Here is an 18,331-nt window from a genome sequence, read left to right as displayed (position 1 = left end):
GAAAGTGAGGATTTTCCATGAAACTGGAAGAGATTCAAAACCCTCAGTTCTTAAAGAATTATGATCAAGAACAGCTTAAAAAACTTGCGCTTGAGATTCGGCAGTTTTTAATCAGCAAATTATCCGTAACCGGCGGGCATCTTGGGGCAAATCTAGGGGTCGTTGAGCTGACTCTTGCTCTTCATAAAATTTTTGACAGCCCAAAGGACAAGTTGATCTGGGACGTTGGCCATCAAGCGTATATCCACAAAATTCTGACCGGAAGAACCGGCCAGTTTGATACACTACGCCAGTATAAAGGCCTTTGCGGTTTTCCGAAACGCATTGAAAGCGAGCATGATGTCTGGGAAACCGGTCATAGCTCCACATCGCTTTCTGCTGCGATGGGCATGGCGGTTGCGCGTGACTTGAAAGGAACCGATGAAAAGGTAGTTGCGATCATCGGGGACGGTGCGTTAACAGGAGGCATGGCCCTTGAAGCTTTAAATCATATCGGTCATGAAAAGAAAGACCTGATTGTGGTCTTAAATGACAATGAAATGTCCATCGCGCCAAATGTCGGTGCGCTTCACAGTGTGCTCGGACGTATGAGAACCGCCAAGAAGTACAATAAGGCCAAGGATGAACTCGAATCACTGATCCGCAAGATTCCTGCCTTTGGCGGGAAGCTGGCAGCCACGGCCGAACGTGTGAAGGACAGCCTGAAATATATGCTCGTTTCTGGCATGTTCTTTGAGGAACTTGGCTACACCTATCTTGGACCAGTGGACGGGCATGATCTGGAAGATCTGGAGGAGAACCTCCGCTATGCCAAAAAGACAGAAGGTCCCGTAATCGTTCATGTACTAACCAAAAAGGGCAAAGGGTACAAACCCGCGGAACAGGATATCATTGATCACTGGCACGGTGTAGGGCCCTACAAGATTGAATCCGGTGAGAAAATCAAGGCAAAACAGGCAGCGCCTTCTTACAGCAGGCTCGTAAGCGATACGCTTTGCACGCTCTCTGAGACCGATGAACGGATTGTCGTTATTACTCCAGCCATGATTTTGGGGTCACAGTTGCAGGGATATGCAGAAAAATTCCCAGACCGGCTTTTTGATGTCGGAATTGCGGAACAACATGCCATGACCATGGCAGCCGGGATGGCCACGCAACACATGAAGCCTGTGCTTTCGATTTATTCCACGTTCCTTCAGCGGGCTTATGATCAGCTTGTGCATGACGTAGCCAGACAAAATTTGAACGTTATTCTCACGATCGACCGCGCCGGACTTGTGGGTGCCGATGGAGAAACTCATCAGGGTGTCTTTGATATTGCCTTTATGCGCCATGTGCCGAATATGGTCATTGCGATGGGGAAAGACGAGAATGAACTTCAGCATCTCGTCAATACTGCTGTAAAATACGATGACGGCCCAATTGCAATTCGTTACCCGCGCGGAAACGGCATAGGCATTGAAATGGATCCTGATTTGGAAGAAATTCCAATTGGCAGCTGGGAAGTGTTAAAAGAAGGCAGTGATGCTGTCATTCTAACCTTTGGAACGACCATTCCGATGGCACTTGAAGCATGGGAGATTCTTGCAAAACAAGGGATTTCAGTGAGAGTCGTCAATGCAAGGTTCATCAAGCCGTTTGATCATAAGATGATGATGGGAATCCTGCAGGAGGACCTTCCCATCTTGACGATTGAGGAAGCGGTGCTGCAGGGCGGCTTTGGAAGCGCCGTTCTGGAGTATGCCAATGATCATCAATTCCATTCCACCATTGTGGACAGAATGGGAATTCCGGATTGCTTTATTGAACACGGGAGCGTGACAAAGCTTCTCGAAGAAATTGGAATGACGACCGAGGTTGTTGTTGAGCGGACAAAAAAATTGGTTTCCGATAAAAAGAAAAAGGGTTTGTATACATGAAGAAGGAACGAATCGACGTTTTGCTCGTAGAGCGTGGATTAAGCGAAACAAGAGAAAAAGCAAAACGTTCCATCATGGCGGGACTGGTTTATTCCGGCAGTGAACGTTTAGACAAACCTGGTGTAAAGATTGATGTGGAAGCCCCTCTGTCGGTAAAGGGAAATGTTATTCCCTATGTCAGCAGGGGTGGGCTGAAGCTTGAGAAGGCCATTAAAGTTTTTGATCTTGATTTGAAGGGTCTTACGGTGCTCGATATAGGAGCCTCAACCGGCGGATTTACAGATTGTGCCCTGCAAAACGGCGCTGAATTTGTGTATGCCCTGGATGTAGGCTATAACCAGCTCGCCTGGAAGATTCGCCAGGATGACCGGGTTGCTGTTATGGAACGAACGAACTTTAGATATGTAAAGCCGGAGAATCTGGATAAGGGGCTTCCAGATTTTGCATCCATTGATGTTTCTTTCATTTCGTTACGGTTGATTCTTCCTGTCCTGAAAAACATCATCAAGCCTGGTGGAAGCGTCATGGCGCTGATCAAACCGCAGTTCGAAGCGGGCAGAGAGGACGTTGGGAAAAAAGGCATTGTACGGGATCCTGCTATTCACCGGAGGGTTATCGAGGAGATTATTCAGTTTTCGCAAAATGAAGGGTACAGCGTCAGCGGTCTTTCCCACTCTCCCATCACCGGCGGCGAAGGAAACATCGAATTTCTGGTACATCTTAAAGCAAAAGAAGTGGACGGTGAACTATTTTCAACGAAAGAGATTTCACGCGTCGTGGAAGAAGCTCATCAACAGTTCAAAAAAGCAGACGACGGCGAATAATGCACAAAATCCGTATTACAAACATGTGATACGGGTTTTTTTTCTAAAATACCGGTTAAGGTAAGGATAGCTGTAAAGAATGTACAAGTTAGTGACAATATTATAAGATAAGAGCAGATACTTAAGAATATGAGCAGATTTGTTCGTAAATGAGGTGAAAGATGTGAATAAAGGCCAACGTCATATTAAAATAAGGGAAATCATTACACATAAAGAAATTGAAACACAAGATGACCTGGTCGAGGAGCTTCGCAATGCTCATTTTAATGTGACGCAGGCAACGGTCTCCCGTGATATTAAAGAACTGCATCTCGTAAAGGTACCCATGTCGGATGGAAGGTATAAATACAGTCTCCCCGCTGACCAAAGGTTCAATCCGCTTCAAAAGCTGAGAAGAACATTAATTGACAGCTTTGTGAGCATTGATCAGGCTGACCATCTGATTGTTATGAAGACGCTTCCGGGGAATGCAAATGCCATCGGTGCGCTCATTGACAAATTGGACTGGGAGGACATTATGGGAACGATTTGCGGAGATGACACGATCCTCGTGATTTGCCGTTCAAAGGATGTTTCTCCGGATGTTTCGCAACGGTTTTTGGACATGCTGTAGCGACCCGGCGCCATTTGGCGCAAAAAGCATAGAAGGTAAGGTGTGATAGTATTGCTGGCAGAATTAAGCATCCGCAATTTTGCGATTATAGAGGCATTAACCATTTCATTTAATAAAGGATTAACGGTTTTAACGGGTGAAACAGGTGCAGGTAAATCCATTATTATTGACGCTATTGGTTTGCTTATAGGAGGAAGAGGATCTTCTGAATTCGTGCGTTATGGAACGGCCAAAGCGGAGATCGAAGGCCTGTTTTTGGTGGATGCTCCGCATCCTGTTTATGCGAAGGCGGAAGAGTTGGGAATTGATATTCCCGACGGCATGGTGGTTTTAAAAAGAGACATTATGGAATCAGGAAAAAGTGTATGCCGGATCAATGGCAAGCTTGTGACGCTTACGCTGCTGAAAGATATTGGGCAATCGCTGGTGGATATCCATGGACAGCATGAAACCCAATACCTTATGCAGCCGGAGATGCATTTGTCGCTTTTGGACAGCTTTGGCGGCGAAGAAATGGAGCAATTGATCGCCCAATATCAGTCGGTTTATGCAAACTATAAGGATCTTCATAAGCAGTTGAGGAACTTGACTGAAAATGAACAGCAGATGAATCAGCGGCTGGATTTAATCCAATACCAGCTGGAGGAGATCAACAGTGCGGAACTTCTTGCGAATGAAGATGATGAGCTGCAGGAAGAGAAGCTGAAGCTCGGTAATTACGAAAAGCTGTTCAACAGCCTTCAGGATTCGTATGAATCTCTGTACGGAGAAAACAAAGGGATTGAGAATGTATCTGTCGCATTAAGCCATTTGCAGAATGTGGCCGATCTGGATGACGAACTGAATAAGCTGCAGGAAAATGTCGCCAATCACTTTTATGCGCTTGAAGAAGCGGCGTTTACCATTCGCAATTACTTTGAAACGATGGAGTTTGATCCGGCAAGGCTGGATTTTATTGAAACAAGGCTAAATGAGATCAGCAAGCTGAAAAGAAAATACGGCAACAGTGTAAATGAGATCCTGGACTATGCCGCTAAAATTGAAAAAGAACTCGACATGCTCCAGAACAAGGACGGTAATATTGAAAGCCTTCGTAAGGAGCTGCAGAAAAAAGAAAAGCAGCTGCATAAAAACGCCATGAAGTTAAGTAAAAAACGAAAAAAACTTGCAGAAAGCCTGATCGCAGATATTCATCAGGAGCTTAAATCACTCTATATGGAAAAAACGGTGTTTGACATAAGGATTTCCTCTTTAGGGGAGGAAGGTGCAGTGCGTGAGCAGGATTTTGGAAAGTATGGAAGCGACCATGCAGAGTTTTTCATTTCAACGAATCCCGGTGAACCATTAAAGCCCCTTGCCAAAGTGGCATCGGGCGGGGAGCTTTCCCGGGTTATTCTTGCATTAAAGTCCATTTTTTCAGAGCATCAGGGCATCACAGCCATCATTTTTGACGAAGTGGATACCGGTGTCAGCGGAAGAGTCGCACAGGCGATTGCTGAAAAAATCTTCAGGGTGTCCGAAGGCTCTCAGGTTCTGTGTATTACGCATTTGCCGCAGGTGGCTGCCATGGCGGATACCCATTTGCATATTTCAAAAGAAACCACCAACAAGCGCACCACCACTCATGTTGTATCACTGGAAACCAGTCAAAAGGTCAACGAAATTGGCCGGATGATTTCAGGTGTGGAAATTACCGAATTGACGAAACAGCATGCAAGGGAGCTTCTTGATCTGGCGGATGAAATAAAAAAAACCTCATAGCTCTTTCTTGTTATACGTATGTAAAGCTATCCATTTCAGGATAGCTTTTTCTTTTTATGCGGTTATAATCTTACAGTTCTAAGGCAAAATTAGTAGTACAGCCATGTTGGAGGTGTGGGTAAGGAGCGAGGAGAGTGAAAGATGGTTAAAGATAAAATAAGGCGGATTTTTGGTGTGATTCTCCTTGGATGCCTGGTGGGAATCGGTTTTTTGAAGCCGGTTCAGGACTATGTTGGTCTTCCTTCAGCCATAAAGGTATTCAATGGGCAGGAACGTGCGGTTCCTCACCTCCCTGCTGGGACTGATGTTGTATCATCCGATAAGAACGAAGCGATTTTCTCGGTCGGTAAATCAAAAGGCCAGCACTCATTTTCTGTTCATGCAGTAGAGGATGGTGATTCTGTGGTCACAGTTGAAGCAGGGGGCTTTCCGTTAAAGAAAATTGGGGTAAACGCATTGCCGGAGCTGCGGGTTGTGCCCGGGGGGCAATCCATCGGGGTTAAATTAAACACGCTGGGTGTATTGGTCGTAGGCCATCATCTAGTGGACACGAAAAAAGGACAAAAGTCACCAGGTGAAATCGCAAATATTGAAATTGGTGATATTATCACCAAAATTAACGGAGAAAGTATTGCCAGGATGGGTGATGTCGCTCCTTTCGTAAGACAAGCGGGGAAAACAGGGAGCAAGCTGGATGTAACACTGATCCGCAACAAAAAAACGTATCATAGACAGCTTCAGCCTCTTCAGGATAAGCATGATTTATCCTATCGCATCGGCTTGTATATCAGGGATTCTGCAGCAGGTGTGGGCACACTGACATTTTATCATCCGGATACACAAAAATACGGAGCTCTCGGTCATGTGATCTCAGATATGGATACGAAGCAGCCGATTGTCGTCAATAAAGGAGAAATACTCCGGTCAACAGTAACAAGCATTGAAAAGGGAAGCAACGGACATCCGGGCGAAAAGCTCGCACGGTTCACTGATGAAAACGAAAGCATTGGAAGCATCTCCCGAAACAGTCCCTTTGGGATTTTCGGAAAGCTTAGTGAAGGGTTATCCAATGGAAATTGGAACAAACCATTACCTGTCGCACTTTCGGATGAGGTAAAGGAAGGGCCAGCTAAGATTCTTACGGTCGTGAACGGCACCAAAGTTCAAGCCTTTCAAGTAGATGTGGTCAGTTCTATTCCTCAGAAATTTCCAGCTACAAAAGGAATGGTCATTAAAATTACCGATCCAAGGCTGCTTAAAGCAACCGGCGGAATCGTACAGGGGATGAGCGGAAGTCCGATCATTCAAAACGGCAAACTAATTGGAGCCGTTACTCATGTATTTGTCAATGATCCCACATCAGGATATGGTGTTCACATTGAATGGATGCTTGATGAAGCCGGGATTGATATATATGGAAAGCAAAAGCAGAAGGCGAGCTAATCCGCCTCTGCTTTTTTCTGTTCGTTTCATCGGAAGGCACATAGACTTTTTTATGAATTTTTTGTACAATAGTGAGTATAAAGAAAATTCGACAAGCGTGGTTAAAAAATTAAAAGGATGTCGAAAACCGAAGATAATTGAAGAGAAAATGTGCTATAGTAACCAAAATTAATAATTTGAGAAAAAATAAAGGGAAAACAGGTTTTTTGTGGAAATCTTAAAGTGTAAAAGAGAAAATGTTGGATAGGGAGGAATATTCGTGCAAAAAATAAAAGTTTGTTTGGCTGATGATAACCGCGAATTAATCAGTTTGCTGAAAGAGTATTTGGCAAACCAGGATGATATGGAAGTGATTGGTGTGGCCTATAATGGCCAGGAATGCCTGAATGTCCTTGAAGATAAACAGCCTGATGTACTCGTTTTGGATATCATCATGCCCCATCTTGATGGTCTCGCCGTTCTTGAGAGGATCCGTTCAAGTGAACATCTTCCACAACCCAATGTTATCATGCTGACGGCTTTTGGTCAGGAAGATGTGACTAAAAAGGCAGTGGATCTGGGAGCATCTTACTTCATCCTGAAACCGTTTGATATGGATAATCTTTCAAGCCAGATCCGCCAAATTTGTGGAACGGACCACTCGTTTGTCCAGCGTCCGGCGTCAGCACGATCGTCAGCATCGGTGAATTCCTCCAAGCCGCCACGTAATCTGGACGCGAGCATTACAAGTATCATTCACGAAATTGGCGTTCCTGCGCATATTAAAGGATATATGTATCTGCGCGAGGCGATTTCCATGGTTTACAACGACATAGAGCTTCTTGGATCCATTACAAAAGTTCTTTATCCGGACATTGCCAAAAAGTTTAACACCACCAGCAGCCGGGTGGAACGGGCCATACGGCATGCGATTGAAGTCGCCTGGAGCCGGGGCAACATTGACAGCATTTCATCGCTGTTTGGGTATACCGTTTCCATGTCCAAAGCCAAACCTACCAATTCCGAATTTATTGCGATGGTTGCTGATAAGCTAAGAATTGAGCATAAATCAGGGATGACCGTATAATCCCAAAGGTTAGTTATCCTAATCCAGTATTCCTTCCCTATCTTATATAATCAAACAGACCATAATAAATAGTCCGCTGAAGAATGATCTTCAGTGGACTATTTGCGTTGAAAACGGTTTTGAACCTTGTTTCGCTTCCGGTCCCGATAAAAAATGAAGCCTCCGACAAACGAAAGACCAGCTGCAAAAAGAACCAATCCGGCCAGAAACTGAAACCAGAGGGCGAAAAACCCATGATGCAAAATGCCAAACAGGACATCTCTCATCAGTTTTACACCAATCACTCCGGCAACAACTGGAATGACCATAATCATCAGGGCGATATAACGCTGCATAACGTCCTCTCCTTTTCCATCCTCATTGTACTTTAGATTGGAAGGGTTGTACACATGGAAAGACTGATATTGCAAACCTTTTCATAAACCAGTATGATAAAAGTATGAAAATAATTGCAAAGAGAAGGAGTTGCCTATGCAAAAAGCTGTCATTTATGGGACAGGAGAGCATTTTGAATCCTTGGTGCAGTTACTCGCATCTTCCCATGTGCTGCAACTTTGTTCGATTGTTGCAAAATCTACAAAAGAATTGAGCAGCCTGGCAGACCAGTATGATATTCCGATCAGGGAGACGCTTTCCGAAGCAGCAGCTTCGGATGTTGAACTGGTGATCGATTTTTCCGGCCGGCTGGATCATCATGATACAATAAATATTTTTAAAAACAATGTTAGCATTGTAACATCTTCCACCGCCTGGCAATTCTTTCACTCCTTGTCAGGCGGCGAAGGGTCCATTCCTTCTTACCGTAATAAGCTTCATAAAATCAACACCATTCTGGATTCGACGCATGATGGAATGATTGCAATAAATGATAAGTTTAACGTCACGCTTTTTAATAAAAGTGCCGCGAAAATGACGGGGCAGGATCAAGAACGAGTGTTGGGCAAACCGGTACAGGATGTCATTCCTTCCAGCCAGCTGCCGCGTGTCATGATCGAGGGGAAAGAAGAAATCAATCAGGAACAAATATTGGATAACGGTACCAAAATCATTACCACCCGCATTCCGATCATCGATGAATATGGAAATAAAATGGGTGCTTTTGCCGTGTTTAAGGATATCACGGAAATGATCAACATGGCTGAGGAGGTTACCAATTTAAAAAGCATTCAGTCCATGCTTCATGCGATTATTCAATCATCAGAAGAAGCCATTTCTGTCGTGGATGAAGAAGGCAAGGGAATCATGATAAACCCTGCGTATACAAAGCTCACAGGCCTGAAATCCGATCAGGTGATTGGAAAACCTGCAACCATTGATATTTCAGAAGGAGAAAGTATACATATGCAGGTGCTGAAAACCCGAAAACCTGTGAGGGGAGCCCGTTTGAAGGTTGGACCGCAAAAAAGGGACGTTGTAGTGAATGTGGCTCCCATTATCGTTGACGGGGTGCTAAAAGGCAGTGTGGGTGTCATTCACGACGTTTCGGAGATTAAATCTTTGACAGAAGAATTGAGCCGTGCCCGCCAGATTATCCGGACTTTGGAAGCGAAATATACTTTTGAAGACATAAAAGGCGAATCCGAGGAAATGACATTTGCGGTGGAACAGGCAAGACTTGCTGCTTCCACACCTGCCACTGTCCTGCTCAGGGGGGAATCCGGTACGGGAAAAGAGCTTTTCGCTCATGCCATCCATAACGGAAGCAGCAGAAAATACAACAAATTTATAAGAGTCAATTGTGCGGCCATCTCTGAATCGCTGCTTGAAAGCGAGCTGTTTGGATATGAGGAAGGCGCGTTTTCCGGAGCGCTCCGCGGTGGAAAACGAGGCTTGTTTGAAGAGGCGAATGGAGGAAGTATCTTTCTTGACGAAATCGGGGAGCTGGCACCGGCGATGCAGGCAAAACTGCTTCGTGTGCTTCAGGAAAAAGAAATTCGGAGAGTAGGGGGCACCAAGTCCATTTCCATTAATGTAAGGGTAATTGCAGCGACAAACATTAACCTTGAAAGAAAGATAGCTGATGGTGCTTTTCGCGAGGATTTGTACTACCGGTTGAATCGCATGCCAATTTATATTCCGCCACTTAGAGCACGTAAACAGGACATCCGGATGCTGGCTGAGCATCTGATCAAAAAGCTCAATCAGGATTATGGAAAAAATATTGAAGAAATAACAGAGCAGGCGGAAGAAATACTAAAACAGTATGAGTGGCCCGGCAACGTAAGGGAACTGGAGAACGTTTTAGGAAGAGCCATGATTCATATGGAACCGCATGAACAAAAAATCAACGGCGTTCATATTGATTTGCCGTCACAAATCAAACAAGAAGATTCGCACAAAAGATTGATTTCGCCAAAAGACATAGAATCGCTATCTGTACAAATGGACAAAGTGGAGAAAAGAATACTATCTGACTCGCTTGCGGAGGTTGATGGAAATAAAACAAAGTGTGCAAAAGCTCTTGGTATATCGCTTCGAAATCTGTATTACAAACTTGAGAAATATGGAATTCAAACAGAAGACTGAAGTGTGTTGCATGCAAAAAATTTCATAGTGTGCAATACTATTCATGGGTAAATGAAATTTAAACCATATACATTAACATTTATTTCTTGGCACGGTTCTTGCAATATATAAGCAGGGCGGCATAAAGGAGGCTGAACATTGGAACTAGAACATCTGCTGAACTCCATAACTGCAGAAAATAAGAAAGCAGTTGCAGTTGCTGCTGCAGAAGATGAAGAAGTTATTGCATCTGTCAAACAGGCCTACGAACGGGGTATCGCATCCTTTATCCTTGTCGGGAATGCTGAAAAAATAAAATTTTTGCTGGAACAGCATAGCTTCGGGGAGGCATCGGACCTGCAGGTTATTGAAGCAGGTCCTGATCAGGCAGCATTGGAAGCGGTCAGACGAGTAAGCAGCGGACAAGCAGACATTCTGATGAAAGGGATGATTCCCACTTCGGATTTGCTGAAAGCCGTTCTTCATAAAGAAGCTGGTCTTCGCACGGGTAAAATATTATCCCATGTGGCTGCGTTTGAGGTTCCTGGCTATGACCGTCTGATTTTTGTGACCGATTCAGGCATGAATATTAATCCTGATTTGCAGCAAAAAGCACAAATCATTGAAAATGCAGCCCTGATTGCCAAAGGAATTGGAGTGGAGATGCCGAAAGTAGCTGTTCTCGCAGCGGTTGAAACGATAAATCCTTCCATGCAGGCAACGCTTGATGCAAGCGCATTGACTGTAATGAACAAGCGGGGCCAAATTTCTTACTGTGTCGTTGAAGGACCGTTCGCCTTGGATAATGCCATATCACCTGAAGCGGCAGAACATAAGGGTATTACAGGTGAAGTGGCGGGCAAGGCGGACATCCTGCTTGTCCCGGCCATTGAAACGGGCAACGCCCTGTACAAGTCTCTCATTTATTTTTCCGGAGCAAAAGTCGGTGCAGTCATTGCAGGCGCCCGTGCACCCATCGTGCTAACTTCAAGAGCCGACAGTGCAGAAAGTAAATTATTCTCCATCGCGCTTGCGGTGAAGACATTACAATATAAAAACATCTAGGAGGAATTATAATGGAAATTTTTAAATACATGGAAACGTACGATTATGAGCAAATGGTGATTTGTCAGGATAAACAATCAGGATTAAAAGCGATTATCGTGATTCACGATACAACGCTTGGACCGGCCCTTGGCGGCACAAGAATGTGGACGTACAAATCCGAGGAAGACGCACTGGAAGATGCACTTCGTCTTGCAAGAGGAATGACTTATAAGAATGCCGCAGCCGGCCTGAATTTGGGTGGCGGAAAAACGGTTATCATCGGAGATCCGAAAAAAGATAAAAACGAAGAAATGTTCCGCGCCTTTGGCCGCTATATCCAAGGGTTGAATGGCCGTTATATTACTGCAGAAGACGTTGGTACAACTGTTGAGGACATGGATATCATTTATCAGGAAACACCTTTTGTAACAGGCGTTTCTCCGGCGTTTGGCTCTTCTGGAAACCCTTCACCTGTTACCGCTTATGGCGTCTACCGCGGAATGAAGGCTGCAGCGAACGAAGCATTTGGAACAGATTCTTTGGAAGGCAAAATTATTGCTGTTCAGGGTGTGGGACACGTTGCTTATAATCTTTGCCGCCACCTGCATGAAGAAGGTGCAAAGCTGATTGTAACGGATATTAATAAAGAAGCTGTTGACCGTGTTGTGGGAGAGTTTGGCGCAACAGCCGTTGATCCTGATGAGATTTACGGAGTGGAATGTGACATTTTTGCACCTTGTGCACTTGGAGCCATCATCAATGATCAAACCATCGGTCAAATTAAAGCAAAGGTGATCGCAGGTGCGGCAAACAACCAGCTGCGTGAAACACGCCACGGGGATGCCATACATGAAATGGGAATCGTCTATGCACCCGATTACGTGATCAATGCGGGAGGAGTAATTAACGTAGCAGATGAACTGAACGGATACAACCGGGACCGTGCAATGAAAAAAGTAGAAACCATTTATGACAACATTGCCAAAGTTATCGAAATCTCAAAGCGCGATCACATTCCGACTTATCTGGCGGCAGACCGTCTGGCCGAGGAACGCATTGAGAGAATGCGCAATTCAAGAAGCCAGTTCCTTCTCAATGAACGTCATATTTTGTCCAGCAGAACTCGTTAATCGCGTTAGTGAATTGGAGGTTTATATGGTGCCTTTGAAAGAACATCGTCTGCTTGTCATTAATCCGGGATCAACCTCTACCAAAATCGGGATTTTCGACAATGAACGTGCCGTATTTGAAAAAACAATTCGCCATGACAGCGATTGTCTTGCTTTATTTGAACAAATTATTGACCAGTATACTTTTCGCAAACAAACGATACTGGAAACTCTTGATCATGAAGGGATCAATATTTCCAGGCTGAATGCCGTGGTTGGCCGCGGCGGGCTGCTTCGGCCGATTGAAGGCGGTACCTATCATGTGAATGAGACTATGCTTGCTGATCTGAGGGAGGGATACGCAGGCGAGCATGCATCCAATCTGGGCGGCATTCTTGCCTTTGAGATCGCTTCAGGACTAAACATTCCTGCCTTGATCGTTGACCCTGTTGTTGTCGATGAGCTCCAGCCAGTCGCAAGGATTTCCGGAATCCCGGATATTGAGCGTAAAAGTATTTTCCATGCTTTAAACCAAAAAGCCGTGGCCAGAAGAGTGGCTGCACAGCTTGGACGTTCCTACCATGATCTGAATTTAATTGTTACGCATATGGGTGGTGGCATTACTGTTGGCGCCCATGAGCTGGGCAAAGTCATCGATGTAAATAACGGCCTTCACGGCGAAGGCCCTTTTTCACCGGAACGCGCAGGAACGGTGCCGATCGGTGAATTGGTAGAGCTGTGCTTCTCCGGGGAATACTATGCAGAAGAACTGCTGAAAAAACTTGTGGGACAAGGCGGACTGGTCGGCTATCTGGGTACCAATGATGCGGTAAAAGTAGAAGAAATGATTGCTGGCGGAAATGAACAGGCCAAATTGATCTATGACGCAATGGCTTACCAGGTAGCGAAAGAAATAGGAGCTCAAAGCACAGTTCTTGGCGGTAAAGTGGACGCCATCATTATCACTGGGGGACTTGCTTATGGCAAAGAATTTGTGAAAAAAATTATGGAACGTGTAGAATGGATAGCGGATGTCATTGTACAGCCAGGAGAAAACGAACTTCAGGCGCTCGCTGAAGGAGGACTCCGTGTCCTGAGAGGCGAGGAACAAGCCAAAGAATACGGCGCAACAGGTGTATTAAGTCCAAACTAACGATACAAAGGAGAACTGTATGGCAACTGATTTTGATCTAGTCATCCTTGGAGGCGGAACAGGCGGATATGTGGCCGCCATTCGCGCCGCTCAGCTTGGGAAAAAAGTAGCAGTGGTTGAAAAAGGGCTGCTTGGCGGTACCTGCCTTCATAAAGGATGCATTCCAAGCAAAGCCCTGCTGAGAAGTGCCGAAGTGTATTCTACTTCAAAGAAAGCAGCAGAATACGGTGTATCCATTGAGGGTGTTACGCTTGATTTTATGAAAGTCCAGGAGCGTAAACAAAAAATCGTGGACCAGCTTCATAACGGTGTCAAACATCTGATGAAAAAAGGGAAAATTGAGGTGTATGAAGGCATTGGACGTATTTTGGGTCCTTCCATTTTTTCTCCGATGCCGGGAACCGTTTCGGTGGAATTAAACAACGGTGATGAAAACGAGATGCTTATTCCGCAAAATGTTATCATTGCGACCGGCTCAAGGCCGCGCAACCTTCCGGGTCTGGTCCTTGACGGAACACATGTCATGTCCTCCGATGATGCACTCAAAATGGAAGAGCTCCCAGCCAGCATCCTCATTATTGGGGGAGGCGTCATTGGAATTGAATGGGCTTCAATGCTGAATGATTTTGGCGTCGAGGTTACGGTGGTGGAATACGCGGACCGCATTCTGCCTACTGAAGACGAGGAAATTTCCAAAGAAGCTGCGCGCATTTTGAAGAAAAAAGGAATTGAACTGGTTACGGGTGCCAAAGTTCTGCCTGAAACACTGAAAAAAGAAGGCGGCCTGCAAATTGAGGCCGAACATAAAAACGGTCAGAAAACCTTCAGTGCGGATAAAATACTTGTTTCTGTCGGAAGACAGGCCAACGTGGAAGGCATCGGCCTTGAGAACACCAGTATAAAGTTGGAAAAAGGCTTCATCGAAACGAATGAATATTTTCAAACCGCAGAAAGCCATATTTATGCGATTGGTGATGTAATCGGTGGCCTCCAGTTGGCTCATGTGGCTTCGCACGAAGGAATGATTGCTGTTGAGCATCTCTCCAACGAGAAGCCTCACAAGCTGGATTATTCCATGGTTTCAAAATGCATCTACTCTAATCCTGAAATGGCCAGTGTTGGATATACTGAGAAAGAAGCCAAAGAAAAAGGATATAGCGTCAAGGTTGGAAAGTTTCCGTTCAAAGCCATCGGGAAGGCACTTGTCTACGGTGAGTCGGATGGGTTTGTCAAGCTGGTTGTGGATGAAAAAACTGATGATCTGCTCGGCGTCCACATGATAGGCCCTCATGTCACTGATATGATCTCAGAAGCGGGGCTTGCAAGGGTGCTTGACGCTACACCTTGGGAGGTTGCCCAAACGGTTCATCCTCACCCAACGCTGTCCGAAGTATTTGGAGAGGCGGCATTGGCTGTGGATGGAAAGGCGATTCATTTCTAAAAACAGGAGGGAAGCTATCATGGGTGAAAACCGACATGAAAGATTAGGATTAACGGACGAAAATGTCCTCGAAATGTATAAAACAATGCTCTTGGCAAGGAAGATTGACGAACGCATGTGGCTGCTCAACCGAGCGGGCAAGATTCCGTTCGTCATTTCCTGCCAGGGTCAGGAAGCTGCCCAAGTGGGAGCAGCAATGGCGCTTGACCGTGAAAAAGACTATGTCCTTCCTTATTACCGTGACATGGGAGTCGTTCTTTGGTTTGGCATGACGGCCAGAGACCTCATGCTTTCCGGTTTTGCCAAAGCCGAAGATCCGAGCAGCGGCGGCCGGCAGATGCCGGGGCATTTTGGCGGCAAGAAGTACCGCATCGTTACAGGATCGTCCCCGGTAACGACTCAGGTTCCTCATGCGGTCGGAATGGCGCTTGGCGGTAAACTGGAAGGAAAAGACCTTGTCACTTTTACAACCTTTGGAGAAGGATCATCCAATCAGGGAGACTTTCACGAGGGTATTAACTTTGCGAGTGTACATAAGCTTCCGGTCATCTTTATGTGCGAAAACAACAAGTATGCGATTTCTATCCCGATTCAAAAACAGCTCGCTTGCGAAAATGTGTCCGACCGGGCCGTCGGTTACGGAATTCCTGGTGTAACCGTGGATGGAAACGATCCCCTTGCCGTATACGAAGCAGTGAAGGCTGCTGCAGACCGGGGCCGCCGTGGGGAAGGACCTACGTTGATCGAGGCTGTATCTTACCGGCTGACTCCTCACTCCAGTGATGACGATGACCGGGCTTACCGCAAAAGAGAAGAAGTGGAAGAAGCAAAGGCAAAGGATTCAATCTTTACTTTCGCTAAATATTTAAAAGAAGCTGGCATTCTTTCCGATGAATATGAAAAACTGTGTCATGAGGAAATTGCAGCCATTATTGATGAAGCAACTGACTATGCAGAAGCAGCGCCTTATGCAGATCCTGAATCTGCCATGCGCCATGTTTTTGCAGAGTAGGGGGGAGAAGTTATGCCGATTATTTCTTATATCGATGCCGTAACACAGGCCATCCGCGAAGAGATGCAGCGTGATAATAAAGTATTTGTTGTTGGAGAAGACGTTGGTGTGCGCGGAGGCGTATTCCGTGCTACCGCCGGGCTTATTGAAGAATTTGGCGAGGACCGCGTGATTGATGCGCCGCTTGCTGAATCCGCAATTGCAGGAGTAGGAATAGGAGCTGCCATGTACGGAATGCGGCCGATTGCAGAAATGCAGTTTGCTGACTTTATCATGCCTGCCGTGAACCAGATCGTTTCGGAAGCGGCAAAAATCAGATACCGGTCCAACAATGACTGGACGTGCCCCATTACCATTCGTGCTCCTTATGGCGGCGGCGTGCATGGAGCACTTTATCATTCTCAATCCGTAGAAGCCTTATTTGCCAATGTTCCTGGCCTGAAAATTGTAATGCCTTCTACGCCATATGATGTAAAGGGTCTCCTTAAATCTGCTATCCGCGATGAGGATCCGGTTCTTTTCTTTGAACATAAAAGAGCGTACCGGCTGATTAAAGGAGAAGTGCCAGAGGAAGAATATACACTGCCAATCGGAAAAGCGGATGTAAAGCGTGAAGGTGATGATATCACCGTTATTACATATGGATTATGTGTACATTTTGCATTGCAAGCTGCCGAAAAACTGGAAAAAGACGGTATTTCAGCGCATGTTCTTGATTTGCGTACTGTATACCCGCTGGATAAGGAAGCGATCATTGAAGCAGCTTCCAAAACAGGGAAAGTATTGCTCGTTACCGAAGACAATAAAGAAGGAAGCATTATGAGTGAAGTAGCAGCCATTATTGGAGAGCACTGTTTGTTTGAGCTTGATGCGCCAATCAAACGGCTTGCGGGGCCGGATGTGCCAGCGATGCCTTATGCGCCAACTATGGAAAAATACTTCATGATGAATCCTGAAAAGGTAGAAAAAGCAATGAGGGAACTTGCTGAATTTTAAACAGCAGCGCCAAGGAGGGTGAACACATGGCTACTGAAAAAATTGTAATGCCCCAGCTCGGGGAGAGCGTAACAGAAGGCACCATCAGCAAATGGCTTGTTCAGCCAGGCGATCAGGTGAAAAAGTATGACCCGCTGGCTGAAGTGATGACAGATAAAGTGAATGCCGAAGTACCTTCTTCCTTTACCGGAACCATAAAAGAATTGGTTGCGCAGGAAGGGGAAACTCTGGCAGTAGGTGAGCTGATCTGTTATATCGATACAGAAGGCGGAAATGCCCAGGCTGAACCGAAAGAGGAAACAGCAGCTGCACCTGTTCAACAAGAGGTTACCCACCCTGAAAAGGGTGCGGACGCTGAGGAAAAAAGCCGTCCGAAACGCGAAAAATCAGGAAGCCGTTTTTCTCCTGCCGTGCTCCGACTCGCAGACGAACATAACATTGACCTGAACCAGGTGGAAGGGACAGGAATGGGCGGACGCATTACCCGCAAAGATCTGTTAAAACTGATTGAATCAGGATCGATTCCAGTACCTGGGTCGGCTCCGGCAGCTGAAGCACCAATTCAGGAAGCGGCAAATGTCAAGGCCCCTGAAGCACAAACACCTGCTCCTCAACAGCAGGCTCCTAAATCTGCACCATCTATTGAAAGTTTGCCTGGTGATATAGAAATTCCGGTCACAGGCGTCAGAAAAGCGATCGCGGCCAATATGGTGAGAAGCAAGCATGAAGCACCGCATGCCTGGACGATGGTTGAAGTGGATGTCACAAATCTGGTTGAATACCGCAATAGTGTTAAGAACGAGTTTAAATCGAAAGAAGGATACAATCTGACCTTTCTTCCTTTCTTTATCAAAGCTGTGGTAGAATCCCTCAAAGAATACCCTCAGCTGAATTCCATGTGGGCAGGGGATAAAATCATCCAGAAGAAAGACATCAACATTTCCATTGCTGTAGCAACCGAAACAGCTCTTTACGTTCCGGTTATTAAGAATGCGGATGAAAAAAGCATTAAAGGCGTTGCCCGGGAAGTGAAAGAAATGGCGGATAAGGTCCGCAGCAACCGGTTGGGTGCTGACGATATGAAAGGCGGAACCTTTACGGTGAATAACACAGGTTCCTTTGGTTCTGTCATGTCTACACCAATCATAAATTATCCTCAGGCTGCCATCCTTTCAGTAGAATCGATTGTCAAGCGCCCTGTTGTCATGAACAACGGAATGATCGCGGTACGGGACATGGTTAATCTTTGCCTGTCTCTCGATCACCGTGTACTTGACGGTTTAGTGTGCGGCAGATTCCTCGCCTCCCTCAAGAAACGGCTGGAGAGCATTACACCGGACAATACATCGATTTATTAAAATAGGGGTTTATGGAAAGGGTAAAAGGGTATGTAATAACTATCAACACCTCCATACCCCATAACCCCCTAAAGAAAAGACGCT

15 protein-coding genes are annotated in these 18,331 nt (G+C 45.7%); 14 read left to right on the top strand and 1 reads right to left on the bottom strand.

The features are described from left to right. The first annotated feature begins 17 nt into the window (after positions 1-17). The 6 genes from dxs (at position 18) to spo0A (ending at position 7,626) form a co-directional block, all read left to right on the top strand. Positions 18-1,919, top strand: coding sequence for a 1-deoxy-D-xylulose-5-phosphate synthase (gene dxs, locus AS030_RS09460; RefSeq protein WP_061970936.1), 1,902 nt, complete (start codon positions 18-20; stop codon positions 1,917-1,919). After that, on the top strand, positions 1,916-2,743 hold the full coding sequence (locus AS030_RS09455) for a TlyA family RNA methyltransferase (protein WP_061970934.1): 828 nt from the start codon (positions 1,916-1,918) through the stop codon (positions 2,741-2,743). Before dxs ends, AS030_RS09455 begins: the two co-directional genes overlap by 4 nt. Before the next feature lie 163 nt (positions 2,744-2,906). Next, positions 2,907-3,356: a transcriptional regulator AhrC/ArgR gene (ahrC, locus tag AS030_RS09450; RefSeq protein ID WP_061970932.1), complete on the top strand. Its 450-nt coding sequence runs from the start codon at positions 2,907-2,909 to the stop codon at positions 3,354-3,356. 51 nt (positions 3,357-3,407) lie between these two features. Then, positions 3,408-5,117: a DNA repair protein RecN gene (recN, locus tag AS030_RS09445; RefSeq protein WP_061970930.1), complete on the top strand. Its 1,710-nt coding sequence runs from the start codon at positions 3,408-3,410 to the stop codon at positions 5,115-5,117. Positions 5,118-5,258: 141 nt separating this feature from the next. Then, positions 5,259-6,560 (top strand): SpoIVB peptidase, encoded by a 1,302-nt coding sequence (gene spoIVB / locus AS030_RS09440; RefSeq protein ID WP_061970927.1) that lies wholly within the window; start codon positions 5,259-5,261, stop codon positions 6,558-6,560. 259 nt (positions 6,561-6,819) lie between these two features. Next, the gene (gene spo0A / locus AS030_RS09435; protein ID WP_061970925.1) at positions 6,820-7,626 is read left to right on the top strand and encodes a sporulation transcription factor Spo0A; all 807 of its coding nucleotides are present in this window, start codon (positions 6,820-6,822) and stop codon (positions 7,624-7,626) included. Between the two features lie 98 nt (positions 7,627-7,724). Here spo0A and AS030_RS09430 read toward each other — a convergent pair whose 3' ends face one another. Continuing rightward, positions 7,725-7,961, bottom strand: a complete 237-nt coding sequence (locus AS030_RS09430) for a DUF2627 domain-containing protein (RefSeq protein WP_061970922.1) — start codon at positions 7,959-7,961, stop codon at positions 7,725-7,727. A gap of 136 nt (positions 7,962-8,097) precedes the next feature. On the opposite strand from AS030_RS09430, the gene AS030_RS09425 reads away from it, so the two are divergent. The 8 genes from AS030_RS09425 to AS030_RS09390 all read left to right on the top strand — a co-directional run bounded on the left by AS030_RS09425 (position 8,098) and on the right by AS030_RS09390 (position 18,247). Continuing rightward, positions 8,098-10,152, top strand: a complete 2,055-nt coding sequence (locus tag AS030_RS09425; RefSeq protein WP_061970920.1) for a sigma-54 interaction domain-containing protein — start codon at positions 8,098-8,100, stop codon at positions 10,150-10,152. 138 nt (positions 10,153-10,290) lie between these two features. Beyond that, entirely contained in the window at positions 10,291-11,196 is a 906-nt protein-coding gene (yqiS, locus tag AS030_RS09420; RefSeq protein WP_061970918.1) for a phosphate butyryltransferase, read from the top strand. 11 nt (positions 11,197-11,207) lie between these two features. Continuing rightward, complete coding sequence (gene bcd / locus AS030_RS09415; protein ID WP_061970915.1) at positions 11,208-12,308, top strand: branched-chain amino acid dehydrogenase; 1,101 nt, start codon at positions 11,208-11,210, stop codon at positions 12,306-12,308. Between the two features lie 25 nt (positions 12,309-12,333). Further along, the gene (gene buk, locus AS030_RS09410) at positions 12,334-13,440 is read left to right on the top strand and encodes a butyrate kinase (protein WP_061970913.1); all 1,107 of its coding nucleotides are present in this window, start codon (positions 12,334-12,336) and stop codon (positions 13,438-13,440) included. Positions 13,441-13,459: 19 nt separating this feature from the next. Then, a complete protein-coding gene (gene lpdA, locus AS030_RS09405) occupies positions 13,460-14,881 on the top strand; it encodes a dihydrolipoyl dehydrogenase (protein ID WP_061970910.1) in 1,422 nt (473 codons plus the stop codon). A gap of 19 nt (positions 14,882-14,900) precedes the next feature. Further along, positions 14,901-15,893 carry a thiamine pyrophosphate-dependent dehydrogenase E1 component subunit alpha gene (locus AS030_RS09400; protein ID WP_061970908.1) on the top strand — a complete coding sequence of 331 codons (993 nt, stop codon included), beginning with the start codon at positions 14,901-14,903 and terminating at the stop codon, positions 15,891-15,893. A 12-nt stretch (positions 15,894-15,905) separates the two neighbouring features. After that, positions 15,906-16,889, top strand: a complete 984-nt coding sequence (locus AS030_RS09395) for an alpha-ketoacid dehydrogenase subunit beta (RefSeq protein ID WP_061970906.1) — start codon at positions 15,906-15,908, stop codon at positions 16,887-16,889. Between the two features lie 26 nt (positions 16,890-16,915). Further along, positions 16,916-18,247 (top strand): dihydrolipoamide acetyltransferase family protein, encoded by a 1,332-nt coding sequence (locus AS030_RS09390; RefSeq protein ID WP_061970903.1) that lies wholly within the window; start codon positions 16,916-16,918, stop codon positions 18,245-18,247. Positions 18,248-18,331 lie beyond the last annotated feature (84 nt).

Source organism: Fictibacillus enclensis (assembly GCF_001457035.1).
GTDB lineage: Bacteria > Bacillota > Bacilli > Bacillales > Fictibacillaceae > Fictibacillus_C > Fictibacillus_C enclensis.
This window is presented reverse-complemented; position numbering and strand designations above follow the sequence as displayed.